We start from the raw sequence: 24488 nt of genomic DNA, 5'->3' as shown, positions 1-24488 counted from the left end.
GCGTTCGTAGCATGCGGAAAGCCATAGAGGCACTTACATCTCCTGGGGGAATCCGTATGTTCACAGGCCGTTTGACGCGGATTGCCCGGGAAAGCGTGGGGGGTCTTCCGCGCGCGTTCTGGTGGCTGTGGACGAGCACCCTCGTCAACCGGCTCGGGGCTTTCGTCGCCACGTTCATGACGTTGTACCTGACCCTGGAGCGGGGCTACTCGGGCTCGTTCGCCGGTCTGGTGGTGGCCCTGCACGGGCTGGGCGGTGTGATGTCCTCGCTGGTCGCGGGGGTGATGACCGACCGGCTGGGGCGGCGGCCGACGCTGGTGGCGGCGCAGGCGTCGACGGCGTTCTCGGTGGCGCTGTTGGGCTTCATGGAACACCCGGCGGCGATCGCCGCGGTGGCCCTGCTGGTGGGCATGACCTCGAACGCCTCTCGGCCGGCGGTGCAGGCGATGATGGCGGACATCGTGCGGCCGGAGGACCGGGTGCGGGCGTTCGCGTTGAATTACTGGGCGATCAACCTGGGCTTCGCCGTGTCCGCGACGGTGGCGGGATTCATCGCCGAGTACAGCTATCTCGCCGGGTTCCTGGGCGAGGCCGCGCTGACCCTGGTGTGCGCGGTGCTGGTGTTCGTGAAGCTGCCCGAGTCCCGGCCGGAGAAGAGCGCCGCGGAGAAGGCGGCGGCCGAGCCCGAGATCGGGATGGGGACGGTGCTGCGGGACGGCCGGTTCATGGGTGTGGTCGGGCTGTCGTTCCTGATCTCGCTGATCTTCATGCAGGGGTCGTTCGGACTGCCGCTGGCCATGGGCGAGGCCGGGTTCTCCACGGGTGACTACGGGCTCGTCATCGCCGTGAACGGGGTGTTGATCGTGCTGCTCCAGATCCCGGTCACCCGGTTCATCGAGCACCGGGATCCGCAGATGCTGCTGGTCCTGTCGGCGCTGCTGGCCGGGTACGGGTTCGCGCTGACGGCCTTCGGCGGGGCCGTGTGGAGCCTGGGGCTGGCCGTGTGCGTGTGGACGCTGGCCGAGATCGTGAACTCGCCGACCCAGATGGGGCTGGTCGCCCGCTTGTCCCCGCTGCACGGCCGGGGCCGCTACCAGGGCATGTACACGCTGTCCTGGGCCGTGGCCTCGCTGGTCGCGCCCCTGATGGCGGGGTTCACGATCGACCGGTTCGGGGCGTCGTGGCTGTGGGCGGGCACGGCCGGTCTGGGCACGGTGGCGGCGCTGGGCTACTGGCTGCTGATGCGCAACCTGCCCGAGGTGGGCGAGTCGGCGGTCCCGGTGGTCGAGGCCCCGGTCCCGGCCCAGGTGCCGGCGGCGCAGCCCGCCGCGGTGGTCCAGGCGCCGACGCCGGAGCGGACACCGGCCGCGACGCCGGCCGAACTCTGACGCGGCCCCCGCGCGAAGGGCCCCTTGCTCGAAGGCCCCCTGCTCGAAGGCACGATGTCGCGCAGGGCGTCAGCGGGTCGCGCGGGGCGTCACTCCGGGCGGGTCAGGTGCTTGAAGGCGTCGAGGTTGTAGGTCGGTTCGCCGCGGGAGACCCGCCATTCGTACTCGCGGCGGATGGCGCTCGCGAAGCCGAGTTCCAGCAGGGTGTTGAAGGCGCCGTCCGCCGCCTCCAGGACGGTGCCCAGGAGTCGGTCCAGGTCGTCCGGAGTGACCACGGACAGCGGGAGTCGGGCCGTCAGGTACACGTCGCCGAGACGGTCGACGGCGTAGGCCATGCCGTACAGCTTGAGGTTGCGCTCCAGCAGCCAGCGGTGGACGCCCGCCGCGTTCTCGTCGGGGTGCCTGATGACGAAGGCGTTGACCGACAGGGAGTGCTTGCCGACCCGCAGCGAGCAGGTCGTGGAGAGCTTGCGGGTGCCGGGGAGCTGGACGACGTAGGTGCCCGGGTCCGGGTTCTCCCAGCCCAGCTCGGCGCCGTTCAGCGTGGCTTCGATGATCGCGGCGGTGTCAGCCATGGTGGGAGCGTACGCGACGGCGATGATCATGCATGGCCGCGGTGTAGACGTCGGCGGTGCCGGCGGCCGCGGTGTCCCAGCCGAAGAACTGCGCGTGCCGGGCCGCCTCGCCGCCCATCCGGTCCGTGAGCCCCGGGTCGTCCACGAAACGCCGCAGCTCGCGGGCGTAGTCCACCGGGTCGTGGCCGGGTACGAGGATGCCCGTGACCCCGTCGTTGACGGCCACCGGCAGGCCGCCGACCTCGGCGGCCAGGACGGGCGTGCCCGTGGCCTGGGCCTCCAGGGCGACGAGCCCGAAGGATTCGTTGTACGAGGGCATGACCAGCACGGAGGCCGCGCGGAACCAGTCCGCGAGCCGGTCCTGCGCGACCGGCGGCTGGAAGTGCACGAGGTCCGCGATGCCGAGTTTCGCCGCGAGTTTCTGCAGGCCCTCCGGCTTGGCGAGCCCGCTGCCGCTCGGCCCGCCGACGACGGGGACGAAGAGCCGCCCGCGCAGCGTCGGATCCCGGTCCACCAGTTCCGCGACGGCCCGCAGCAGGACGTCGGGGGCCTTGAGGGGCTGGATGCGGCCCGCGAAGAGGGGGATGACCGCGTCCTGGGGCAGCCCGAGGCGGGCGCGGGCGGCGGCGCGGCCGTCGCCGACGGTGAACCGGTCGAGGTTCACGCCCGGGTGGACGACGGCCACCTTCCCGGGGTCGGCCTCGTAGTGCCGTACGAGTTCGTCCGCCTCCTCGGCGGTGTTCGCGATCAGCCGGTCGGCGGCGGAGACGATCTGGGTCTCGCCGATGACGCGGGCGGCCGGCTCGGGCGTGTCGCCCTCGGCCAGCGCCGCGTTCTTGACCTTGGCCATGGTGTGCATGGCGTGGACGAGGGGCACGCCCCAGCGTTCGGCGGCGAGCCACCCGACGTGGCCGGAGAGCCAGTAGTGGGAGTGGACGAGGTCGTAGTAGCCGGGGCGGTGCCCGGCCCAGGCCTGCATCACGCCGTGGGTGAAGGCGCACAGCTGCGCCGGCAGCTCCTCCTTGGCGAGGCCCTCGTAGGGGCCCGCGTCCACGTGTCGTACGAGGACGCCGGGGGCCAGCTCGACCGCCGGTGGAAGCCCTCCGGTGGTGGCCCGGGTGAAGATCTCGACCTCGATGTTGATCGCGGCGAGGCGCTTGGCGAGCTCGACGATGTACACGTTCATCCCGCCCGCGTCGCCGGTCCCCGGCTGGTGCAGCGGTGAGGTGTGCACGCTGAGCATGGCGACGCGGCGCGGCTTGCGGTGGTGGCCGACGGCCGGGAGGCGCAGGCGCGGCGGGTCGTGACGGGTGCTGCGGGCGGCGGCTATCCGACCGCTGATGCTGCCGCCGAGGCGGGACACGTACTGGCTCAAGGGAGCAGTTCCTCTCGCTCGGACGACTCGGGCGACTCGCACGACGCGTACACCGGGTGCCGCGCGGACGGCATGGCGAACGGAGCGCGGGCGGCGCTCTTCCAGCAGTGCAACCCGTACGGCGGTGCCCCGCATTCCGGGGGGCGCCTTTTTCCTCGGTCGTTTGCCGGATTTTTATGTTGGGCGCACGCTCCGCATACGCTCGGCGCATGGCCTCCCGCAGCACCCCGCCGCCCCCGAGACGCCCTGTGGGCACGGTGACGCGCGGGACGACGAACCCGAACCGTCTGCGTCGCATGGACCGCTGGATCGCGGCGACGCACGGGGCGGCGCTGCGGCGGGCGACGGCCCCGGTCGCGGTCGACCTCGGTTACGGGGCGGCGCCGTGGACGGCGGTGGAACTGCTGGCACGGCTGAGGGCGGCCGCCCCCGCCGTGCGGGTGGTCGGCATCGAGATCGAGCCGGCCCGGGTGGCGGGTGCCAAGCCGTACGAGCGGGAGGGCCTGGCCTTCCGGCACGGCGGCTTCGAGGTGCCCCTGGACGGCGGCGAGGCACCGATGCTGATCCGCGCCGCGAACGTGCTGCGGCAGTACGACGAGGAGCGGGTCGAGGAGGTGTGGCGGCTGCTGTGCGCCCGGCTGGCCCCCGGCGGGCTGCTCGTCGAGGGGACCTGCGACGAGATCGGACGCCGGCACGTGTGGGTCGCGCTCGGTCCGGAGGGGCCGCGCACGGTGACGTTCGCGACCCGGCTGGGGTCGCTGGAGCGGCCGTCGGACCTGGCCGAGCGGCTGCCGAAGGCGTTGATCCACCGGAACGTCCCGGGCGAGCCGGTGCACGCGTTCCTGCGCGACTTCGACCGGGCGTGGGCGGCGGCGGCCCCCTACGCCTCGTACGGGGCACGGCAGCGCTGGATCCGCACGGCCCGGGCGCTGGCCGGGACTTGGCCGCTGGCGGACGGGCCGGTGCGGTGGAGGCAGGGGGAACTGACGGTGCGGTGGGAGGCGTTGCGCCCTTCGGGGTGAACCTCGCGTGTCGGGGAACCCGTGTCCGGAGCGGCCCGTTGAGTCGGCAGGGGCGGGCGCGACGTGGCCGGTGATGATCAGGGGGACATCCGCAAGGGTGTCGGAATTCACGGACTCGTGGCACCATCCCGAAGGCAGTGCCAAGTTACTGATGAATAGTCAGATCTGATGTGGGATGACATCGGTCTGACGCGGGGCACCTGGGGGGACCATGGGGACCGTGAAGCGAGCGCACCGACGGGGCGCATCCGCTCTCACACTGCTGTGCGCGATGGCGATACTGACGGCCCCGGGCCTCGGACTCTCGGGGACGGCGTACGCGGCGCCCGCGGCTCCCTCCGCGCCCGGAGCGCCGGTGGCGCCCGCGCCCGAACCGGGGGCCAAGTCCCTGGAGCAGATCCGCAAGGAGATAGAGGATCTGTACCGCCAGGCCGGAAGCGCCACGGACGCCTACAACCTCGCGGAGAGCGAGACGAAGGTCCAGTCGGAGCGGATCGTCCAGATCGCGCAGTTGATCGTGGCCGGCCGGGAGCGGATCAGCGGGCTGAAGGACCGGGCCGGCGCCGCCGCCCGGGCCCAGTACCGCTCGGGCGGTCTGCCGGCGGGCGCGCGGCTGGTGCTGAGCGACAGTCCGAGCCAGTTCCTGGACTCCAAGGACCGGCTGCGGCAGGGCGAGAAGGCCACCACGGACCTGCTGACCGAGCTCGACCGCACCCAGCACGACCTCCAGCGGTACGCGAAGGACGCGAGCACGGTCTGGCAGAAGCTGGAGACGAACCGGGTCGAGCGGGAGAAGTCCAAGAAGCGGATCGAGGAGAAGATCAAGGCCGCGCAGGACCTGGAGAGCAAGCTGGCGGCCGAGGAGAAGGCCCGGCTGCTCCAGCTGGAGCAGGAAGCCCAGTACAAGGCGCAGACGCAGTGGCTGTCGTCCGGCGCGATGAAGGACGTCAACGGCAAGGCGACGGACGCGGGCAAGAGGGCGGTCCAGTTCGCCACGGCCCAGATGGGCAAGCCGTACGTGTGGGGCGCCACGGGTCCGGGGTCGTTCGACTGCTCGGGCCTGACCTCACAGGCCTGGCTGGCGGCGGGGAAGGCCATCCCGCGGACCTCGCAGGAACAGCTGCGGCTGCGGAAGGTCGCGGTGAAGGACATCCGGCCGGGCGATCTGATCATCTACTTCGACGACGCGAGCCATGTCGGGATGTACGTCGGGGACGGGGCCATGGTCCACGCGCCGCGCCCCGGCCGAAACGTGACGATGGCGGGCGCGGGCTCGATGCCGATCAAGGCGGTCGTCCGCCCGGACGCGTAGCCGCGGGGCGCGGGGGTTCCCGGGGCGGGGGGCGCGCGGGCGTGCGCCTTGCCGGGCCGGGTGCCGGGCCGGGCCCCGGGCGGGTGCCGGGCCGGGCCCCGGGCGGGTGCCGGGCCGGGTCGGGGGCTTCGTGTGGCCGGCTTTCGCCTGGTACGGGTGGTGAAGCCCACATCCGGCCGTCTCGGCAGGCGGGACTTCGGCTCTCCCGCCGTGAGCTTGGTCATCCCATCAGCCCGCATTTCCCCCGCGATAACGGCATATGACGGAGGCCCTCCCCGGGACCTCCACCGGAACGCCATTCCGCTCTCCCGTTCCGGCCCGCTAGGGTCGAGCGCATGAGCGCACCCTCGGGGGGAGGGAAGGAACCGGAGACGATGCCCGTACCCATACCGCGGCAGAGGGAGAACCCCGCCACGGAGGGCGGCCAGGCCCTGTTGGCCACCACCGTCGAGCACGTCCCGACCACCATCCCCGTCCCCGTACCCGCGCAGACGTCCCTGACCCTCCTGGTCATCGAGGACGATCCCGCGGGCGGCCTCACCGTGCCCGAGGTACTCGACGCCGACGGCCATCGCATACGGCTGCGCACCGCCCGCAACCTCACCGAGGCCACCCGGCTGCTCACGCCCGACGTGCACTGCATCCTGCTGGACCTGTCGCTCGCGAACCCGGGCCCCGGCGCCGCCGACGACCGGTTCGCCACGCTCCGCGAGGTCCTGCGGCTCGCCCCGCGGCACGCCGTGCTGGTGCTGACCGCCGAGGCCGACGCGGAACACGCCGCCGAGGCGGTACGGGTGGGCGCCCAGGACTACCTCTTCCGCGACGAGCTCGACGGCCGGCTGCTGAGCCGGGCCATCCGCTACGCCGTGGAGAGAAAACGGGCCGACATAGCCCAGTACAAGCTCGCGGAATCGAAGCTCCGGGCCCAGGAGAACGCCCGCCTGGAACGCGGACTGCTCCCGAACCCCCTCCTGGAGGGTTCCGACCTCCGCTTCGCCGCCCGCTACCGGCCCGGCCGCAGCCGGGCCCTGCTCGGCGGGGACTTCTACGACACGGTCCGCACCCCCGACGGCACCGTGCACGCGATGATCGGCGACGTCTGCGGCCACGGCCCCGACGAGGCGGCCCTCGGTGTCGAGCTGCGCATCGCCTGGCGCGCGCTGACCCTCGCGGGACTGTGCGGGGACGATCTGCTGGCCACCCTCCAGGAGGTGCTGGAGGTGGAGCGCCCCTGCGAGGAGATCTTCGCGACGCTGTGCACCGTGGACATCGCCCCGGACGGCCGGCGCGCCGGCCTCTGCCTGGCGGGCCATCCGGCGCCGCTGATCTCCCGGCCGGGTCGGGCCGCGCGGCTCCTCCCGTACGAGAACAGCGGGCCGGCGCTCGGGCTGCTCCCCAAGGCCCGCTGGCCCCGCCGCCAGGTGGAGCTGGGCGGCACCTGGAGCCTCATGCTCTACACCGACGGCCTCATCGAAGGGAAGATCGGCGCGGGCAAGGAGCGGCTCGGACAGGACGGAATGGTCGAGATGATCAACCGGCACCTGGATCAGGGGCTGAGTGGTGAGAGCCTCTTGGAGGCCTCCGTCACCGAGGCCCGGCGCCTCAACGGCGGCGAGCTGACCGACGACGTCGCCGTGGTCCTGCTCTCCCGCGCGGAGGGCTGAGCCCCTCCCGCGCCGAGGGCCGGGCGTTCCCCGCGCGGAGGGCCGAGCCCGGCCTCGGAGGACCGAGCCCGGCGCGCGGCGCCGGGCCCATCACCGGGGAGGCCCCGGTCGGGAGTGTCTACCGGCCGCCGTTGTACGGGCCGTACGGGCCGTCGCTGCTGCTGCCGCCGCTGCGCCGACCGCCGCCCGACACCTGCTTGAGGGCCGGTCGGACGTCGACCAGGAAGACGATGGTGGCCACCAGGCCGGCGATCTCCAGGAACAGCATCCCGAGGAAGAAGTCCACGAGGATCGTGATGCCGAGGATGACCAGCCAGAAGGTCTTGGTCTTCTTGTCGGCCGCCCGGTACGCGTCGTCGCGCGCCATCAGCGCGAACACGAAGGCCACGACGGCGAGCGCCAGCATGGCGAACCCGAGCAACGGGATGACCCCGTTGTCGAAACCGTTCATCAACATCGCCTCGACCACCTTCTTCCGCTTCTGATGCCGTTCGCCCCCACGCTACCGGGGAAGCCGGCCCTCACCCATGACAACGGACCGGACACCTTCCCGGTGCCCGGTCCGTCATGCGTCGGATCAGTCGGATCAGCTCTCGTCGCCGGTCGCGGCGACCGCCGTCTTCTTCGCGGTGCTCTTGCGCGCGGTGGTCTTCCGCGCGGCCGGCTTCTCCTCGGCGGGGGCGTCGGCGGCCACCGGCTCGGCGACCGGTTCCGTCTTCGCGGGCGCCGCCGGCTCGACGACCTCGGCGATGTCGACGATCTCGTCGGTCAGCTCACCGCGCCAGGCCCGTACGGCCTGCTCGCCGTGCTCGGCGACCTTGTCGTACGTCTCCTTGGCGCGCACCGCGTACTCGGCGGCCACGCCCACGCCGCGCAGGGCCAGGTCCTGGGCGGTCTCGCCCAGCTTCTTCGGATCGATCGCGCCGAAGACCTCGGCGACCTTGGCGGTCACCGCCTCCTGCGCCCCCTTGGCCCTCTCCTGGACGACCTTCGGGTCGGTGTTCTTCACGGCCTCGATGCGGGCGGGGGCCTCGGCGCGCAGCTGCTCGATGAGCCCGGGCACCTTCTTGGCCTGCTGCACCGCGAGGTCGGCGGTGCCGGCGGCGAAGTAGAGCGGGGTCGGGTCGGTGAGGGTCTTCTTCAGGTCATCGGCGATGGCCATGTGCTGGTCCTCCCGGATCACAGTCGGTTCGTATGGGGCGGCTCGTCGTCGGCATCGACCGTCGCGGCGGCGTCGGCGGCGGCCGGCGCGTTCTCCTTGCGGAACGAGTCGTAGATCTGGAGCAGCACCTGCTTCTGCCGCTCGTTGAGGGACGGGTCGGCGAGGATGACGGCCCGCGTCTCGACCTCGTCCCGATCGCGCTCGTCCAGGATTCCGGCCTGCACGTACAGCGTCTCCGCGGAGATCCGCAGCGCCTTGGCCAGTTGCTGGAGGATGTCCGCGCTCGGCTTGCGCAGCCCGCGCTCGATCTGGCTCAGGTACGGGTTCGACACCCCTGCGGCGTCGGCCAGTTGCCGCAGCGAAAGCTGGGCCTGCCGCCGCTGCTCACGGAGGTATTCGCCGAGGTTCCCGACGTTGAGCGATGCCATGCCCCGATCCTGCCGCACCTTGCTAACTATTGCAAGCAGACGCTTGCAATAGCTCCCACCGGGTGAGGGACGGCACCCGGCCGGGGCACGTGACTCAGAGGTCGAGGGCGCTCAGGTCGAGCTCCTTCAGGCGTTCGGGGTCGGCCAGGACGTCGATGGCGACGATCCTGCCGCCGACGACCGTGAAGGCCATCATCGACAGGCGGCGGCCGTCCATGACGACCATGACGCCGGCCGTCCCGTTGATCAGCGCGGGGCGGGCGAACGGCGACAGGGAACCGAAGGTGATCGCCTGCGAGGCCACCGTGCGGGCGCCGTTGAACACCAGCGTGTGGCGGGCGCGCGTCACTCCGCCGTCGGAGCGCAGGACCACGTCGGGGTCGAGCACCGAGACGAGCGCCTCGAAGTCGCCGTCCCGCGCCGCGGCGAAGAAGGCGCTGACCACCTGGCGTTGGAGCCCGAGGTCGGGATCGGGGGCAGGCGCCCTGCCGCGCACCCGGCGGCGGGCCCGACTCGCGAGCTGCCGGGTCGCGGCAGGGGTTTTCCCGATCAGCGGGGCGATCTCGTCGAAGGGCACGGCGAACATGTCGTGCAGGACGAACGCGAGCCGCTCGGCCGGCGCCAGCGATTCGAGGACGACCAGCAGGGCCAGGCCCAGCGAGTCCGCCAACAGGGCCTGCTGTTCCGGGTGGAGACCGTCCTCGCCGCTGACGATCGGGTCGGGGGTCCGGGACTCCAGCGGGTCCTCGCGACGGGTCGCCCGGGAGCGCAGCATGTTCAGGCACACCCGGCCGACGACCGTGGTCAGCCAGGCCGCCATGTTCTCGATGGTGTCGGCGTCGGTGCGGTCCAGGCGCAACCAGGCCTCCTGGACCGCGTCATCGGCCTCGCTGACCGAGCCGAGCATCCGGTAGGCCACCGCGCGCAGCCGCGGCCGGTGCTCCTCGAAACGATCCGCCTGCCAGGCCCCGTGGTCCACTGCGCGTCCCTTCCCCCGTCGGTCCGGCCCTCCCGTCCGTCGACTCCCCTGGAACGAGCGGCCGTTCAGACGCCCGGTCGGGCGCCGATCACCACATTCGCATACAGCTCCCGCGAGCCGACCGCCCGTACCGTGAGGCCGCCCGCCGCCAACGCCGACGCCGTCACCGGGGACTGCCGGGCGCTCGTCTCGATCAGCAGGTGCCCACCCGGCGCCAGCCAGCGCAGCGCCCCGGCCGCGACCCGGCGGTGGACGTCCAGACCGTCGGCGCCGCCGTCCAGGGTGGTCAGCGGTTCGTGTTCGCGGGCTTCCGGCGGCAGGAAGCCGATCTCCTCGGTGGGCACGTAGGGGGCGTTGACCACCAGGACGTCCACCCGCCCCGCGAGGTCCTCGGGCAGCGCCGCGTACAGGTCGCCCCGGTGGACGCTCCCGCCGTACGGGGCCACGTTCCGGCGGGCGTAGTCGACGGCCACCGCATCGATGTCCGACGCGTGCAGCTCGACGCCCGGGACCTGCGAGGCCACGGCCGCGCCCAGCGCGCCCACGCCGCAGCACAGGTCGACGACCACCGCGCCGGGCCGGGCGAGCGCCACGGCCTCCCACGCGAGGAACTCGCTGCGCCGGCGCGGTACGAACACCCCCTCGCCCACCTCCATCCGCAGGCCGCAGAAGCCGGCCCAGCCCACCACCATCTCCAGCGGCTCGCCGGCGACCCGGCGGGCCAGCATGCCCGCCAGGTGTCCGTCGTCCCGCGCGGCGGCCGTCAGCAGGTCCGCCTCCTCCTCCGCGAAGACACAGCCGGCCGCGCGCAGGCGTTCCACGAGTGTTGCCACGTACCTCAGCCCTCGGTTTCCCATCCGGTGACGTCCAGGGTCTCCAGCCGTGCCGGATCCGCCGGGATGTCGATTGCGACGATACGGCCGTCGCACACCGTGAACTCCATGTCCTTGACGGGGTACGGGAACGGGCCGGTCAGAAGACGTCCGGGCACCACGGCCGGCGAGCGGTGCGGAAGGCCGCGTCCGCGAGCGCGAGCGCCCCCGGCCGTTCCTCCGTGACCTGCCCCAGCGCGGCCAATCGGACCGCCGACTCGTCGCCGAGGTACAGGGATCCCAGCGCGGACACGTCGAGACGCAGGTCGGCGGGCTCCTGTGTACGGGCGCAGTCGCCGGTGCCCGTGTCGAGCCGGTAGCGCCCGTCGGCCAGGCCCGCCGCGTCGGCGACCTCCAGGACGAGGACCCCGGGCACGGCGTACGTCCGCGCGCTCAGCGCCCGTACGACGTCGAGCAGCCGCACCCACAGGAAGTCGGCGGCGGTCACCAGGCGCGCGGCCCGCGGATCGGGCAGCAGCAGCGGGGCGAGGTCGTCGGGGGCCCGGTAGCCGGTGCGGACCTTCTGCACCCAGTCGATGGAGCACAGGAAGTGCCACAGGGCCCGCTGCGCGTCGGCGGTGACCGCGATCAGGTCCTTGACCTGCACGGTGTTCTGCGGGAGCTTCGCGTCGCTCCATTGGTCGTCGGCCCGGTAGACGGCGATCCCGTCGGGTTCGCCGTCGGCCGTGCGGTGGACGGCGTGGAACGACTCCTTGTAGGGGCGGTGGGACATCTGCTCCGTGCCGGAGGCCAGGTTCCACCAGCGTTCGTCGCGGCTGATGGTGCCGTGCGCGTGCGCGCGCAGCCGCTCGTGGAGGGCGGCGCCGATCCGGCGGGCCTCGGCCACGTCCACCAGGTCGACGCGGCCGCCGTCACCGGGCCCGGACCACCGCGGATCCAGGCCGGTGCGGGCCACCTCGATCTCCCACTCGGCGATCGAGGCGGCGGGCCCGTAGCCGTACCGCCCGTAGATCGGGTACTCGGCGGCGATCAGCGTGGACAGCACGTCGCCACGCTCCTTCGCGGCCGTCAGGTCGGCGCGCATCATCCGCGTCAGCAGGCCCCGGCGGCGGTGCGTGGGCGACACCGTGACGTTGGAAACGGCGTCGGCGGCGACGACGGCTCCGCCGGGGACGGTCAGCTCCTGCGGGAACGACCGGAAGGTGGCGACGCAGCGGCCGGTCTCGGAGTCGAAGGCGCCCCGGGTGCGGGCCAGGTCGCCGTACTCGGCCCGTTGGGCGACGTCGGAGTCGGTGACCGGGGCGGTGGTGAGGAAGCCGGTGTTCAGGGCTCGGAGCCAGTCGGGGAGTTCGGAGGCGGCGATCGGCCGGACGTCGGTGCTCATGGCCGGCCACGCTAACCGCCCCGCCGCGGGCGCGTCGCCTGAATTTCCGCCGCCCGGAAGGGCCCGCTCGCCGCCGGCCCCGGCGCCCCGACGGCTACGCCAGCAGGTCGTCCACCTGCGCCTCGCCCTCCCGGTAGCGGCGGGTGATCTCCGCGCCGGCCTCGTCGGCGGTGCGCTGCAACTGCTGCCGGCGCCGCGAGACCTGCTGTTCGTAGCGCACCAGCCGGCCCATGGCCTCGTGCAGTTCGCCGTCCGTGCGGGCGCCCAGGTCCGACAGCTCCACGTCGCAGAGCATCTCGGCCTCCAGCAGCCGGAACGCCTCGCTGTGCGGGGCGGCCAGCGTGACGTGCCGGGCCGAGGCGCTGCGGCTGGACGGGGCGTCGGCGAGGATCTCCGAGAGCCGGTCCACCACCGGCGTCTCGGGGTTCGCGCGCCGGGCCGCCTCGGGGTCGCAGCGGCGGGCGAGTTCGGCGCGCAGGATGTCGATGCGGCCGTGCAGGAGTCTGCGTACGTAGCTCAGATCGGCTTCGTCGCGCTGCGCGTCCCGGCGCAGGGCACGCAGTTCGGGCAGCCCGAGCGCGGTGGCGGGGGTGGTCGGCCCCTGCGACTCGCCGGTGCGCTGCGCGGGCGGTCTCAGCGCCGCCGCCGCGACGTCGGCGGTCGTCGCCGTCGTCGCCGAAGCGGGCGCAGGTACGGAGGTACCAGAGATATTCATGTGAACGTGTCCGTCCCCTCGACCGGTGCCGGAGGCACCGCCTGCGTGCATCGTGCCACTCTCCGTGGTGTGGATGCAGTCCCACTGCACCCGATCGGCCCCGGACGGGTGCACGCCTGATACACAGGTGGTATGCGAGCAGTGGTACAGAGGGTGGACGGCGCGAGCGTCGTGGTGGCCGGCGAAACCGTCGGGGAGATCGTCGGCGAGGGGCTGTGCGTCCTGGTCGGGGTCACCCACGACGACACCCCGCAGAAGGCGGAGCTGCTGGCCCGCAAGCTGTGGTCGGTGCGGATCCTGGAGGCGGAGAAGTCCTGCAGCGACGTGAACGCCCCGCTGCTGGTGATCTCCCAGTTCACGCTCTACGGAGACGCGCGCAAGGGCCGCCGCCCCACCTGGAACGCGGCGGCGCCCGGCCCGGTGGCCGAGCCGCTGGTCGACGAGGTCGTGGCGCGGCTGCGGGCGCTGGGCGCGACGGTGGAAACGGGCCGGTTCGGGGCGGACATGCGCGTCTCGCTGACCAACCACGGCCCGTTCACCCTCGTCATCGACGTGTAGGGATCCCCGTCGGGGCGGCGGGATCCGCACCGGCGCACGCGCCCGTCACGGCGCGACGACGACCTCTTGCGCGGCGGCCGTCTTCCCGACGAGCAGCGCCGCGTCCGGCGGGACGTTCCGCTTGACCAGCGCCAACGCGATCGGCCCCAGCTCGTGGTGGCGGACGGCGGTGGTCACGAAGCCCAGCTGCCGGCCTTCCTCGCCGTCGGATGCGAGCCGTACGGGCGTGCCGTGCGCCGGGAGCAGCACCTCGGAGCCGTCCAGGTGCAGGAACACCAGCCGGCGCGGGGGCTTCCCCAGGTTGTGGACACGGGCGACCGTCTCCTGGCCCCGGTAGCAGCCCTTCTGGAGGTGGACGGCGGTGCCGATCCAACCCAGCTCGTGCGGGATGGTGCGGTGGTCGGTCTCCAGGCCCAGGCGCGGCCGGTGCGACTCCACGCGCAGCGCCTCGTACGCCAGGAGGCCCGCGGCGGGGCCGTGCGAGGCGGCGAACGCCTCCAGGTCCTCGCGGGGCACGAAGACGTCCCGGCCGTGCGCGGTCTCGCGGACGGCGAGTTCCTTGGCGACCTCGGCGATCGAGCCGGCCGGCAGGTGGACGACCCCGAACTCGGCCGTGCGGTCGGCGACTTCGACGCGGTAGAAGAACTTCATGGACTCCAGGTAGGCGATCAGCGCCTCCTGGGTGTCGGGCTCGACGTGCGCCCAGACCGTCTCGCCGTCATCGACGAGGTACAGGGCGTGCTCGATGTGCCCGTTGGCGGAGAGGATCAGCGCCTCGGTGGCCTGGCCGGGCGGCAGGTCGGTCACGTGTTGGGTGAGCAGCAGGTGCAGCCAGCTCAGCCGGTCCGCGCCGGTGACGGTCACGACACCGCGGTGGGAGAGGTCGACGAACCCCCGGCCGTCCGCGAGGGCGCGTTGTTCGCCGTACAGCTCTCCGTAGTGGGCGGCGACGCCCTCGTCGCGGCCTTCGGCCGGTACGGCGCCGGGGAGATGGAGCAAGGGGCTGCTGGTCATGTCACCAGCGTACGACCCCGACCGCGCCGATCCCACGGGGTGTCGCGCGGCGGTGCTACGCCTCGGCGGCGCGGTGCTTGGCGGCGTCCTTCGCACAGAGCCCGAAGATCGCGAAGTGCTTCATGTCGGTCTCGAAGCCGAAGGTCGAGCGGAGCTTCGCGGTGAACTCGGCGGCCACGTCCAGATCGGCCTCGATCACCTCGGCGCAGTCGCGGCACACCAGGTGGATGTGGTGGTGCCGGTCGGCGAGGTGGTAGGTGGGGGCGCCGTGTCCGAGGTGGGCGTGCGAGACCAGTTTGAGCTCCTCCAGGAGCTCCAGCGTGCGGTAGACGGTGGAGATGTTGACCCCGGAGGCCGTCCTGCGGACCTCGACGAGGATCTCGTCGGGGGTCGCGTGCTCCAGTGCGTCGACCGCTTCGAGCACGAGTTGGCGCTGCGGGGTCAGCCGGTATCCGCGCTGCCGCAGGTCGCTCTTCCAGTCGAGTCCGCCGTCGGCGGTCCCGGTGCCCTCGGTGCTCACCACCCGGCCAGTGTAAGCGCGTGAAAGGGACCGCGGGCGGTCCCGGGGTCCCCTTCTCGCACAGGCTGTGGAAAACGGCCGATCAGCGGAAGAACGCGATGCCGTCGTCCGGCATGTCCGGCAGGTTGCGCGCCATGTCGGCGATCTCCTCCGGGGTGACGACCTTCTTGAGCTGGGCCGACATGTACGGGCGCAGCTCGACGTCGGGCGTGGACTTCTCGCCGACCCACATCAGGTCGCTCTTGACGTAGCCGTACAGCCGCTTGCCGCCGCTGTACGGGCCGGAGGCCGCCGTGCGGGCCACCGCGTCGGTGACGACGTCGATCTGCGGCTTCTGGTCGGCGAGGTCGCCGTACCAGACCTCGACGACGCCCTGGTCACGGACCATGACGATCTCGACCTTGCGGTCCTTGTCGATGCGCCAGTAGCCGGACTCGGATTCGAGCGGCCGCACCTTGTTGCCCTCGGAGTCGAGCACCCAGGTGTGGGAGGTGTACTCCAGGAAGTCCCGGCCGTCGTGGCTGAAGACGACTTCCTGGCCGAAGTTGCACTTCTCCTCGCCGGGGAAGTCGAAGACTCCCGCACCCTCCCAGTTGCCGAGGAGGAAGGCGAGCGGGACGAGGCCCGGGTTCAGGTCGGACGGGATCTGGATCATGTATGGCTGCTCAGGCGATCTGTGGGAGGGATCCGGGAGGGACGGCTGCCGATCAGGGGGTCAGCGCTGGCCCTGGTACAGCTTCTTCACGGCCAGGGCGGTGAAGGCGAGCACGCCGACGCAGACCAGGACCAGCAGGGCGGAGAAGAAAATCTCAAGCACGGGAGGTGCTCCTCGGAGGTTGCGTTCGGGGGGTCCCCCCGGGACGGAGTCCCCGGAGGTATGGGGCCGGTCCCCAAGCCTACTGGCCCGGGGCCCGACACACTCTGCGAGGTGGGCCGTACCGGTGGCGGGCCCGGCGGTCGGCGGGGCGCGTCATTCGTCGCGGCGGTGCTTCCCGTCCAGTTCGTCCCACCACTCGTCCGACTTCTTGTCGCCCGAGGGGTCGTCCCACCAGCGGTCGTCCGGGCCGCGCCGGTTCGCCATCATCGCGGCGACCGGCGGAATGACCATGGCGACGACGCACATGGCCACGGCGGCCGGCACGGAGAAGAGCCGTACGAAGGACCAGGCCGAGACGAAGAGGAAAAGGCAGCCGCCCATCATGAGGAAGTAGGCGCGGCGCCGCCGGGCGTACATGCCTCCAGCGTAGGTCCGGGACCGGCCGCCGCGCAGGATCCGGGACGGGCCTTCGCGCAGGGTCCGGGGCCGGCCTTCGCGCGGGCCTTCGCGCACGGGCCGGGACGGCACGAAGGGCCGCACCCCGTTCCAGTGGCGTCCAACCCCCTGGGGTGCGGCCCTCCGGCCGTTCTCGTGTGGAGCGATCAGACGGCGATCGCCACGTCCGTCACACCGCCGGCGTCCGCGACGACGACGGCACGGTCCGCCTGGCCGCCCGGGACGAGTGCCCGCAGGGTCCAGGAGCCGGTGGCGGCGTAGAAGCGGAACTGGCCGGTCGCGGAGGTCGGGACCTCCGCGGTGAACTCGCCGGTCGAGTCCAGCAGCCGCACGTAACCGACGACGGGCTCGCCGTCCTTGGTCACCTGGCCCTGAATGGCGGTCTCACCGGGCTTGAGGGTGGCGAGGTCGGGCCCGCCGGTCTTTGCTCCACACATGTCTCTGTCCTGTCCTGGAGGGGTCGTACGTACGTGTTGCGGGCGCGCGGCCCCGCGCGCCCGCAGGGGCTACTTGGCGGCGCCGAGCTCGATCGGCACGCCGACGAGCGAGCCGTACTCGGTCCACGAACCGTCGTAGTTCTTGACGTTCTCCTGGCCCAGGAGCTCGTGCAGCACGAACCACGTGAGCGCGGAGCGCTCACCGATGCGGCAGTAGGCGATGGTGTCCTTCGCCAGATCGACCTGCTCGGCCTCGTAGAGGGCGGTCAGCTCGTCGTCGGACTTGAAGGTGCCGTCGTCGTTGGCGTTCTTCGACCACGGGATGTTGCGGGCGCTCGGCACGTGGCCGGGGCGCTGCGACTGCTCCTGCGGAAGGTGCGCCGGCGCGAGCAGCTTGCCGGAGAACTCGTCGGGCGAGCGGACGTCGACCAGGTTCAGGGAGCCGATCGCGGCGACGACGTCGTCGCGGAAGGCGCGGATGGACTTGTCCTGGGCCTTGGCCTTGTACTGGGTGGCCGGGCGGTTCGGGACGTCCTTGCCGTCGACCAGGTCGCGGGAGTCGAGCTCCCACTTCTTGCGGCCGCCGTCGAGGAGCTTGACGTCCTGGTGGCCGTAGAGCTTGAAGTACCAGTAGGCGTAGGACGCGAACCAGTTGTTGTTGCCGCCGTAGAGGACGACGGTGTCGTCGTTGGAGATGCCCTTGGCGGAGAGGAGCTTCTCGAAGCCCTCCTGGTCCACGAAGTCACGGCGGACCGGGTCCTGGAGGTCGGTCTTCCAGTCGATCCGCACGGCGTTGGTGATGTGGTTCTTGTCGTAGGCGGACGTGTCCTCGTCCACCTCGACGATGACGACGTCGGCGTCGTTCAGGTGGGCCTCGACCCAGTCGGCGTCTACGAGGACGTCGCTGCGGCTCATGGTGTTCTCCTCCGGGGCAGTGTGCGGCGGGGCTGTGCTGGTGCTGCTGGATGGTGCTGCGGGTGCGTGCCGCGGACGGATCGGCCTCGCGGTACCCGGGCGGGGAGGCGCCGGGCGAGCGGAAGGCGGGGTGCGGTCACGCGGGGAAGGCCAGTCGTCCGGCCGGTGGAGCGGATGCGCTCACACGTCACATGGATCGACAGAGCATGGCGGCGACGCGACACAGGTCTACTGCCCGCCGCTTCGTGAGGTCCGCCTGCTGATGCTTCATAGGCATGGATCGTAGGGACGAATCGACCGCCCTGTCACCGGTGTGTCATATGGTGAGACAGGATCGTCCGAATGGCGGACGCGAAAGCCCTGGCAGGCCGCTCTGGCGGCCTCCGGGGCTCTTCGTGCGGCCCACCCTCCTAAGGGGCGGACCGCACCGTCTCACGATCCGGCCAGCGACACGTTCGTGCCGGTCAGCGCCAGGTGCACGCCCGCCTCGTCCGAGGTCAGGGTGGTGAGCTGCAGTCCGGCCGGCAGACCGGCGTCGAGCCGGCGGTCGAAGTCGGTCTTCTTGCGGACGACCTTCTCGATCCCCGGGATCCCCTCGCCCGGGACCTCCTCGGCGCGCACCCGGACGATCTTGCCGCCCGAGGAGTCCTTGCCGTCCTCCAGCGTGACGGTCGAGATCACGCTGCGGGTGAACTTCCGGCCGAGGAAGTCCACCGTCGCGCTGACCTTCACCTTGCCCGGCTGCCCGCCGTAGGAGACGGTCACCCCGGTCTCCGAGGCCGCGGTCAGGTCCGCGTACGAGACCAGGGCCTCGCCCTCGGCCCTGCCGGCCGTGCCGCCGGTGTAGTCGCTGTTCAACTTCACGTCGTGGAAGGCGGCTTCGAGCCGCGTCAGCCGCGCCTTGCGGCCCTCGGCGGAGGCGTCCACGCCCGTGAGCACCAGATCCACCCGCTCCAGTCGGTGGTCCAACGCCTGGGTCAGGAACGGGAAGCCGTGGATGTCGACCTCCACGTCGCCCGCCAGGCCCTGCCGGGACTGGATCTTGTCGGCCAGCTGGTTCTCGGCGTAGTCGACCGCCCAGCGGTCGGCGCCCACGAACAGGGCCCCCAGGATCACTCCGATGATGACGATGGCCCGCAGAAAGCGCACGTGCCCCTCCCCCAATAGATCAGTACGTGCGCTCTAGTTGACCACGCCGGGAAAGGGAGGGGTCGAACGTGCGGCCGACGTCAGCCCACCACCCGGCCCATCAGATAGACGGCGGGAGCCGCCGCCGCCAGCGGCAACGCGACACCGGCCGTCATGTGGACGAACTTCGACGGGTAGTCGTACGCGGCCACCCGCAGGCCGACCAGGGCGCACACCCCGGCGGCCAGACCGAGCAGCGCCCCGCCGGTCCCGATGTCCGTCATCGTGCCGACCGCGACGCCCGCGCCCGCCGCGGCGGCCAGCGAGACCGCCACGGACGCCGGAGCGGGCAGCGGCAGCGCCCGGGCGAAGACGGCGACCGCCACGGCGACCCCGCCCACGCTGACGGCGTCGGAGCCGGCGGCCAGGTAACCGGCGCAGACGATGGCGAGGGCGGCGGACGCCACCGAGGCCATCAGCCCGTACATCCGCTCGTCGGGGTCCGCGTGGCTGCGGAGCTGGAGCACCAGCGTGAGCAGCACCCAGGCACCGAGGGTGCCGACGATCGCGCCGGGCCCGTTCACGTCGTCCACGGCGAGCACGGCGGCGTCCGCGACCACGGCGCCGAGGAAGGCCAGGGCGATGCCCTGACGGGCGGGCCACATGCCGTTGAGGCGGAACCAGCCGGCCGCGGTGAGGCCCTGGAGGGCGATCAGCGGCACGAGCAGCGCGAGGTCCCCGAAGGCCGCGGCCGCGGCCAGCAGCAGTCCGAGGGCGGCGGTCAGTATGGCCGACTGCGGACCGGGGTCGATGATCGGCGACCGGCCCTCGGCGCGGGCCTGCGCCGGGTCGACGGCGCGGAGCGTGTTGCCCGCGAGCGTCGGCGGGGAGTACTCGGACCGTGCACCCGCGTCGGCCTCGGGGTCCAGGGGGCCCTGAGGGGGCTCCGGGGCGGCCGACACCGGCGGCAGGTAGGCGGTGGCCTCGACGGCCGGCTCCGCGGGCTGCGGCGGCAGGTACGCCGTCTCCTCGGCCCACCCGGCCCCGGACGCGGCAGACGGGGCGGGGGCGGGGGCCGGGGCCGCGGGGGCCTCCTCGCGGAACCAGCCCTCGGGCGCCACGGGCTGCCCGTACGACGGCTGCTGGGGCTGCGGCTGCTGCGGCTGCTGTTGAAACTGCTGCCGAGGCTGGAACTGCTGCCCCTGCGACGGCTGGGACTGCTGCGGCTGCTGCTGCTGCTGCTGCTGCGGCTCCTGGTAAGGCGGCAGGTACGACGTCTCGGCCCACGCCTGAGCGGGCGCCGCCGGGGCCTCCTCGCGGTACCAGCCCTCCGGCGTCACCGGCTGCCCGTACGACGCCTGCTGCGGCTGCTGAGGCTGCTGCTGGGCCCGCTGCCGGGGCTGGAACTGCTGCCCCTGCGACGGCTGCGGCTGCCGGGATTGCTGCGGCTGCTCCTGGTACGGCTCCTGGTACGGCGGCAGGTACGACGTTTCCGCCCACTCCTGCGCGGGCGCCGCGGGCGCCTCCTCACGGAACCAGCCCTCGGGGGCCACGGGCTGCGCCGGCTGTTGCCCGGCCTGACCCTGAACGCCGCCGAGCTGCGGCTGCACCGGCTGGTAGCCGGTGTCCCAGGTGTCGGACTGCCAGGTCTGCGTCCCGTACGGATCGTAGGGATCGTGCTGCTGCTCCTGCTCCTGCGCCTGCTCCTGCTCTCGTCGCTGCCTGCGCTGCTGTTCTTCGGGGGTACTCATGGGCTCCCGCTCACCCGCCCGCGAACGGGGGAAGCACCTCGACGGTGCCGCCTTCCGTGAGCAGGACGGCATCGTGCGGGCGCTTGCCCACAGGTTCTTCGTTCACGAGGAAGGAGCAGCGCAGCAGGACCCGGGTCAGTTCTCCCGGGTGGCGTTCGCGCACGGCGTCGAGCGCCTCGCCCAGTGTCCGCGCCGCGTACGGCTCCTCCGCCGTCCCGGCGGCGGCCTTGGCCGCCGCCCAGTAGCGGATGGTTCCGGTTGCCACAGCTGCTCCCCTCGTCGGCTCTCTGTTCGTCGGCATCCATGATGAACCCTCCGACCGCCCACCCCCGCGTGCCTCCGCGCGCCCCGACCAGGCACGGGCAGGGTGGCGAGACGCCACCGATCCGACGAAACCGGGGCATACCCTGGTGACGGGCGTGGCAGGAACCACAGAAGGGGTTCGTCGGAGCCCCTGCCCCGAAAGGACCGGTGGGCTATTCTGGCGGCGTAGAGGATCCGGGCAACGTAGCCCCCGGGTCCTTTTGTGCTTTCAGCGCGTTGAACGGACCGAGAACAGTGCGTCCCCCCGGACCCCAGGGCGCGGGGACCGGGGGCGCAAGGCAAGTCGTACGAAGCAGTGCCGCGAAAGTCCTCGACGGGACCGAGGAGGAACCGACGTGATGGACCAGCGATCCGTGCACACGCACGTGCACAAACGCCCGACCCGGGCAGGTGGTCGGGCATGAGCTCTCTCCTGCTGCTGACCAACGCCCTGCAGCCGTCGACCGAGGTGCTGCCCGCCCTCGGCCTGCTGCTGCACAACGTACGGGTGGCGCCCGCCGAGGGGCCGGCCCTCGTGGACACCCCCGGAGCCGATGTCATCCTCATCGACGGGCGCCGCGACCTCCCGCAGGTGCGGTCGCTCTGCCAGCTGCTCCGCTCCACCGGCCCCGGCTGTCCGCTCGTCCTCGTCGTCACGGAGGGCGGCCTGGCCGCCGTCACGGCCGACTGGGGCATCGACGACGTCCTCCTCGACACCGCCGGGCCCGCCGAGGTCGAGGCGCGCCTGCGGCTCGCCACCGGCCGGCAGCAGATGGGCTCCGACGACTCCCCGATGGAGATCCGCAACGGCGACCTGTCGGTCGACGAGGCCACCTACTCGGCGAAGCTGAAGGGCCGGGTCCTGGACCTGACCTTCAAGGAGTTCGAGCTGCTCAAGTACCTCGCCCAGCACCCGGGACGGGTCTTCACCCGCGCCCAGCTGCTCCAGGAGGTCTGGGGCTACGACTACTTCGGCGGCACCCGGACGGTCGACGTCCACGTGCGTCGGCTGCGCGCCAAGCTCGGCCCCGAGCACGAGTCGCTCATCGGGACCGTGCGCAACGTCGGCTACCGCTTCGTCACCCCCGAGAAGGTCGAGCGGGCGGCCGCGGAGGCGGCGGCCCAGGCAGCCGCGAAGGCGGCCGCGGCCCTCCCCCGTATGGAGGAAGCTCCGGTAACGATCGAGTCGGCGGGACGGCCTGCCCAGAGGTAGGTCACCCCGCGTAGACTGCCGCGCGTGGCCAAGGTGACGCGGGATGACGTGGCGCGACTTGCGGGTACCTCTACCGCCGTCGTGAGCTACGTCATCAACAACGGACCCAGGCCGGTTGCCCCGGCCACGCGCGAGCGTGTACTCGCCGCGATCAAGGAGCTGGGCTACCGGCCCGACCGGGTCGCGCAGGCGATGGCGTCCCGGCGCACCGACCTCATAGGCATGATCGTCCCGGACGCCCGGCAGCCGTTCTTCGCGGAGATGGCGCACGCGGTCGAACAGGCCGCCGCCGAGCGCGGGAAGATGGTCCTGGTCGGCAACTCCGACTACCGCGACGAGCGCGAGGTCCACTACCTGCGGGCCTTCCTCGGCATGCGGGTCTCCGGGCTGATCCTGGTCAGCCAGGGCATGAGCGAGCGCGCCGCCTCCGAGATCGAGGCGTGGGACGCACGGATCGTGCTGCTGCACGAGCGTCCCGAGGCCATCGACGACGTGGCGGTGATCACCGACGACATCGGCGGCGCGCAGCTCGCCACCCGGCACCTGCTGGAGCACGGGCACCCGTACGTGGCCTGCATCGGCGGCGTCGAGAACACCCCGTCGGTCGGCGACCCCGTCGCGGACCACGTCGAGGGCTGGCGGCGGGCGATGCTGGAGGCCGGGCGCTCGGTGGAGGGCCGGCTCTTCGAGGCCCCGTACAACCGCTACGACGCGTACACCGTCGCCCTGGAGGTCCTGTCGGGGCCGGACCGGCCCCCGGCGATCTTCTGTGCCACCGACGACCAGGCCATCGGCGTGCTGCGGGCGGCGCGGGAGCTGCGCATCGACGTACCGGGCGAGCTGGCCGTGGCCGGCTTCGACGACGTCAAGGAAGCGGCGCTGACGGACCCGCCGCTGACCACCATCGCCTCCGACCGCACGGCGATGGCCCGCGCGGCGGTGGACCTCGTCCTGGACGACGCCCTGCGGGTGGCGGGTTCGCGCCGGGAGCGGCTCAAGCAGTTCCCGTCGGCGCTGGTGATCCGACGGTCCTGCGGCTGCCGCTGACGCTGCACTCGCGGACGGGCTCGGGGCTTCCCGAGCCCGGATCCGGGTCCGGGTCCGGGTTCGGGTCCTGTCCTTATATCGGGCATACGCGGTTCTGTCGGGCTTCTCAGCCGGGACTCAGGAAGCTCTCATGATCCCCGGACACAGTCATAGACATGACCGAGAGCTTCCGCCGCGAAGGCGAGTACCCCCAGGAGAACCGCCCCCAGCCCGCGCCGTTCGGCGAGGACTGGCAGCGCGGACGTGACCGGCTCGCACAGGAGGCCGGGGCGGGCGCCTACCCGCCGCCGCCCCCGTACCCGCCCGGCGCGCCGGCGCCCGGTTGGCACGAGGCGCACCAGCCGCCCGTCATCCAGGGCGAGACGGTGCCCGCCGAAGGCGGCTGGGACCGGCCCGCGCCCGCCCCGTCGGGACCGGCCCACGCCGGCCGCGCCCGCGCCAAGCGGCCCGTCGCCCTGCTCGCCGCCGTCGCGCTGGCCGCCGCCGTCGTGGGCGGTGGCACCGCCGCGGCGGTGCAGCAGTACCTCGGCGGCCAGAACACAGGCGGCTCCGGCATCAGCGGCACCAACGTCTCCCAGTCCAGCAACGGCACCGTCTCCGGCGTGGCCGAGCAGGTCAGCCCGTCCGTCGTGCGCATCGACACCCGGACCTCGTCCGGCCAGGGCACCGGTTCCGGCATCGTCGTCACCGCCGACGGGGAGATCGTCACCAACAACCACGTGGTGGAGGGGGCTTCCGAGATCCAGGTGACGATGAGCGACGGCAAGAAGTACACCGCCAAGACCGTCGGCACCGACCCGGACAAGGACCTGGCGCTGATCAAGCTCCAGGGCGCCAGTGGCCTCAAGGCGGCCAAGCTCGGCAACTCCGACGGGCTCAAGGTGGGCGACGAGGTCGTGGCCATCGGTTCCCCGGACCGGCTGACCGGAACCGTCACCAGCGGCATCGTCTCCGCCTTGAACCGCGACGTGAACGTGCCCAAGTCCGAGCAGCAGGCCCCGCAGGGCCGACAGGGCGGCGGCTGGCCGTTCTCGTACGACGGACAGCAGTTCAACGGGAACACCGGGCAGAACACCACCTCCTACAAGGCCATCCAGACGGACGCCTCCCTCAACCCCGGCAACTCCGGCGGCGCCCTCGTCAACATGAACGGCGAGATCGTCGGGATGCCCTCCGCCATCTACTCCCCCTCCAGTGACAGCAGCAGCGCCGGCAGCGTCGGCCTCGGCTTCGCCATCCCCGTCAACACCATCAAGGCCGACCTCGAATCCCTGCGCGGCGGCGGCAGCGGCAGCGCCGGCGACACCGGAGCCGACTCGGGCGCCGGCGACGCGGGCGGCGCCGCCAACGGCTTCGGGACCTCCTTCTAGTGCTGCTCCGCGAAAGTTCGTGGAGGGGGGTTCAGGCTTCCTGGAGGGGGCTGGCGGCGTAGGTCCACTTGAAGGGGCGGGCGGTCTCGTTCCGTTTGATCATGTAGTCGTCCATCTTGGCG

General features: G+C 72.2%; 28 protein-coding genes. 8 read left to right on the top strand and 20 right to left on the bottom strand.

What is annotated here, in order from left to right; genetic code table 11:
* Positions 1–56 precede the first annotated feature (56 nt).
* Complete coding sequence (locus tag OTB19_RS27940) at positions 57–1388, top strand: MDR family MFS transporter (RefSeq protein WP_267801271.1); 1332 nt, start codon at positions 57–59, stop codon at positions 1386–1388.
* A gap of 89 nt (positions 1389–1477) precedes the next feature.
* Here the strand turns inward: OTB19_RS27940 and OTB19_RS27935 are convergent, their stop codons facing one another.
* Positions 1478–1963 carry a YbjN domain-containing protein gene (locus OTB19_RS27935; RefSeq protein ID WP_267801270.1) on the bottom strand — a complete coding sequence of 162 codons (486 nt, stop codon included), beginning with the start codon at positions 1961–1963 and terminating at the stop codon, positions 1478–1480.
* Positions 1956–3338: a D-inositol-3-phosphate glycosyltransferase gene (gene mshA / locus OTB19_RS27930; RefSeq protein ID WP_266948911.1), complete on the bottom strand. Its 1383-nt coding sequence runs from the start codon at positions 3336–3338 to the stop codon at positions 1956–1958. The genes OTB19_RS27935 and mshA overlap by 8 nt, the downstream gene beginning before the upstream one ends.
* A gap of 209 nt (positions 3339–3547) precedes the next feature.
* On the opposite strand from mshA, the gene OTB19_RS27925 reads away from it, so the two are divergent.
* The 3 genes from OTB19_RS27925 to OTB19_RS27915 all read left to right on the top strand — a co-directional run bounded on the left by OTB19_RS27925 (position 3548) and on the right by OTB19_RS27915 (position 7336).
* A complete protein-coding gene (locus tag OTB19_RS27925) occupies positions 3548–4360 on the top strand; it encodes a class I SAM-dependent methyltransferase (RefSeq protein WP_266948908.1) in 813 nt (270 codons plus the stop codon).
* 211 nt (positions 4361–4571) lie between these two features.
* Positions 4572–5672: an NlpC/P60 family protein gene (locus OTB19_RS27920; RefSeq protein WP_420716924.1), complete on the top strand. Its 1101-nt coding sequence runs from the start codon at positions 4572–4574 to the stop codon at positions 5670–5672.
* Positions 5673–6046: 374 nt separating this feature from the next.
* Complete coding sequence (locus tag OTB19_RS27915; protein ID WP_267801268.1) at positions 6047–7336, top strand: PP2C family protein-serine/threonine phosphatase; 1290 nt, start codon at positions 6047–6049, stop codon at positions 7334–7336.
* Positions 7337–7454: 118 nt separating this feature from the next.
* Here OTB19_RS27915 and OTB19_RS27910 read toward each other — a convergent pair whose 3' ends face one another.
* From OTB19_RS27910 to OTB19_RS27875, 8 genes are all read right to left on the bottom strand, one after another.
* Positions 7455–7793, bottom strand: a complete 339-nt coding sequence (locus tag OTB19_RS27910) for a DUF2516 family protein (RefSeq protein ID WP_267801267.1) — start codon at positions 7791–7793, stop codon at positions 7455–7457.
* A gap of 129 nt (positions 7794–7922) precedes the next feature.
* A complete protein-coding gene (locus tag OTB19_RS27905) occupies positions 7923–8498 on the bottom strand; it encodes a hypothetical protein (protein WP_267801266.1) in 576 nt (191 codons plus the stop codon).
* A gap of 17 nt (positions 8499–8515) precedes the next feature.
* A complete protein-coding gene (locus OTB19_RS27900; RefSeq protein WP_267801265.1) occupies positions 8516–8926 on the bottom strand; it encodes a helix-turn-helix domain-containing protein in 411 nt (136 codons plus the stop codon).
* Positions 8927–9020: 94 nt separating this feature from the next.
* Positions 9021–9905, bottom strand: coding sequence for an RNA polymerase sigma factor SigJ (gene sigJ, locus OTB19_RS27895; protein ID WP_267801264.1), 885 nt, complete (start codon positions 9903–9905; stop codon positions 9021–9023).
* A 65-nt stretch (positions 9906–9970) separates the two neighbouring features.
* Complete coding sequence (locus OTB19_RS27890; RefSeq protein WP_267801263.1) at positions 9971–10762, bottom strand: putative protein N(5)-glutamine methyltransferase; 792 nt, start codon at positions 10760–10762, stop codon at positions 9971–9973.
* Complete coding sequence (locus OTB19_RS27885) at positions 10744–10896, bottom strand: hypothetical protein (RefSeq protein WP_267801262.1); 153 nt, start codon at positions 10894–10896, stop codon at positions 10744–10746. Before OTB19_RS27885 ends, OTB19_RS27890 begins: the two co-directional genes overlap by 19 nt.
* A complete protein-coding gene (locus tag OTB19_RS27880) occupies positions 10878–12122 on the bottom strand; it encodes a GNAT family N-acetyltransferase (protein WP_267801261.1) in 1245 nt (414 codons plus the stop codon). Before OTB19_RS27880 ends, OTB19_RS27885 begins: the two co-directional genes overlap by 19 nt.
* Positions 12123–12216: 94 nt before the next feature.
* Positions 12217–12837 carry an AmfC protein gene (locus OTB19_RS27875; RefSeq protein WP_267801260.1) on the bottom strand — a complete coding sequence of 207 codons (621 nt, stop codon included), beginning with the start codon at positions 12835–12837 and terminating at the stop codon, positions 12217–12219.
* Between the two features lie 132 nt (positions 12838–12969).
* On the opposite strand from OTB19_RS27875, the gene dtd reads away from it, so the two are divergent.
* The gene (dtd, locus tag OTB19_RS27870) at positions 12970–13395 is read left to right on the top strand and encodes a D-aminoacyl-tRNA deacylase (RefSeq protein ID WP_267801259.1); all 426 of its coding nucleotides are present in this window, start codon (positions 12970–12972) and stop codon (positions 13393–13395) included.
* 45 nt (positions 13396–13440) lie between these two features.
* Here dtd and OTB19_RS27865 read toward each other — a convergent pair whose 3' ends face one another.
* From OTB19_RS27865 to OTB19_RS27825, 10 genes are all read right to left on the bottom strand, one after another.
* Entirely contained in the window at positions 13441–14409 is a 969-nt protein-coding gene (locus OTB19_RS27865; protein ID WP_267801258.1) for a YgfZ/GcvT domain-containing protein, read from the bottom strand.
* A 55-nt stretch (positions 14410–14464) separates the two neighbouring features.
* The gene (locus tag OTB19_RS27860) at positions 14465–14932 is read right to left on the bottom strand and encodes a Fur family transcriptional regulator (protein WP_267801257.1); all 468 of its coding nucleotides are present in this window, start codon (positions 14930–14932) and stop codon (positions 14465–14467) included.
* A 79-nt stretch (positions 14933–15011) separates the two neighbouring features.
* The gene (locus tag OTB19_RS27855) at positions 15012–15584 is read right to left on the bottom strand and encodes an FABP family protein (protein WP_267801256.1); all 573 of its coding nucleotides are present in this window, start codon (positions 15582–15584) and stop codon (positions 15012–15014) included.
* Positions 15585–15899: 315 nt separating this feature from the next.
* Positions 15900–16163, bottom strand: a complete 264-nt coding sequence (locus OTB19_RS27850) for a DUF3099 domain-containing protein (protein ID WP_267801255.1) — start codon at positions 16161–16163, stop codon at positions 15900–15902.
* A 185-nt stretch (positions 16164–16348) separates the two neighbouring features.
* Positions 16349–16639, bottom strand: a complete 291-nt coding sequence (locus OTB19_RS27845; protein ID WP_053680793.1) for a DUF1416 domain-containing protein — start codon at positions 16637–16639, stop codon at positions 16349–16351.
* A gap of 69 nt (positions 16640–16708) precedes the next feature.
* Positions 16709–17554 (bottom strand): sulfurtransferase, encoded by an 846-nt coding sequence (locus tag OTB19_RS27840; RefSeq protein WP_053680791.1) that lies wholly within the window; start codon positions 17552–17554, stop codon positions 16709–16711.
* Positions 17555–17741: 187 nt separating this feature from the next.
* Entirely contained in the window at positions 17742–17825 is an 84-nt protein-coding gene (locus OTB19_RS43720; RefSeq protein WP_350206375.1) for a putative leader peptide, read from the bottom strand.
* Positions 17826–17986: 161 nt separating this feature from the next.
* Positions 17987–18703 (bottom strand): DUF2993 domain-containing protein, encoded by a 717-nt coding sequence (locus OTB19_RS27835; protein ID WP_267801254.1) that lies wholly within the window; start codon positions 18701–18703, stop codon positions 17987–17989.
* 80 nt (positions 18704–18783) lie between these two features.
* The gene (locus OTB19_RS27830; protein WP_267801253.1) at positions 18784–20433 is read right to left on the bottom strand and encodes a hypothetical protein; all 1650 of its coding nucleotides are present in this window, start codon (positions 20431–20433) and stop codon (positions 18784–18786) included.
* A 10-nt stretch (positions 20434–20443) separates the two neighbouring features.
* Positions 20444–20698, bottom strand: coding sequence for a MoaD/ThiS family protein (locus OTB19_RS27825; protein WP_053680787.1), 255 nt, complete (start codon positions 20696–20698; stop codon positions 20444–20446).
* A 459-nt stretch (positions 20699–21157) separates the two neighbouring features.
* On the opposite strand from OTB19_RS27825, the gene OTB19_RS27820 reads away from it, so the two are divergent.
* The 3 genes from OTB19_RS27820 (at position 21158) to OTB19_RS27810 (ending at position 24366) form a co-directional block, all read left to right on the top strand.
* A complete protein-coding gene (locus OTB19_RS27820) occupies positions 21158–21949 on the top strand; it encodes a winged helix-turn-helix transcriptional regulator (protein ID WP_267801252.1) in 792 nt (263 codons plus the stop codon).
* Positions 21950–21973: 24 nt separating this feature from the next.
* Positions 21974–22996, top strand: coding sequence for a LacI family DNA-binding transcriptional regulator (locus OTB19_RS27815; RefSeq protein WP_267801251.1), 1023 nt, complete (start codon positions 21974–21976; stop codon positions 22994–22996).
* Positions 22997–23151: 155 nt separating this feature from the next.
* The gene (locus OTB19_RS27810) at positions 23152–24366 is read left to right on the top strand and encodes a S1C family serine protease (RefSeq protein ID WP_267801250.1); all 1215 of its coding nucleotides are present in this window, start codon (positions 23152–23154) and stop codon (positions 24364–24366) included.
* The last annotated feature ends 122 nt before the right edge of the window (positions 24367–24488 follow it).

This window comes from Streptomyces sp. H27-H5 (assembly GCF_026627505.1).
Taxonomy (GTDB): Bacteria; Actinomycetota; Actinomycetes; order Streptomycetales; family Streptomycetaceae; genus Streptomyces.
The sequence above is the reverse complement of the archived record's forward strand: the minus strand, read 5'-3'. Positions and strand labels throughout refer to the sequence as shown.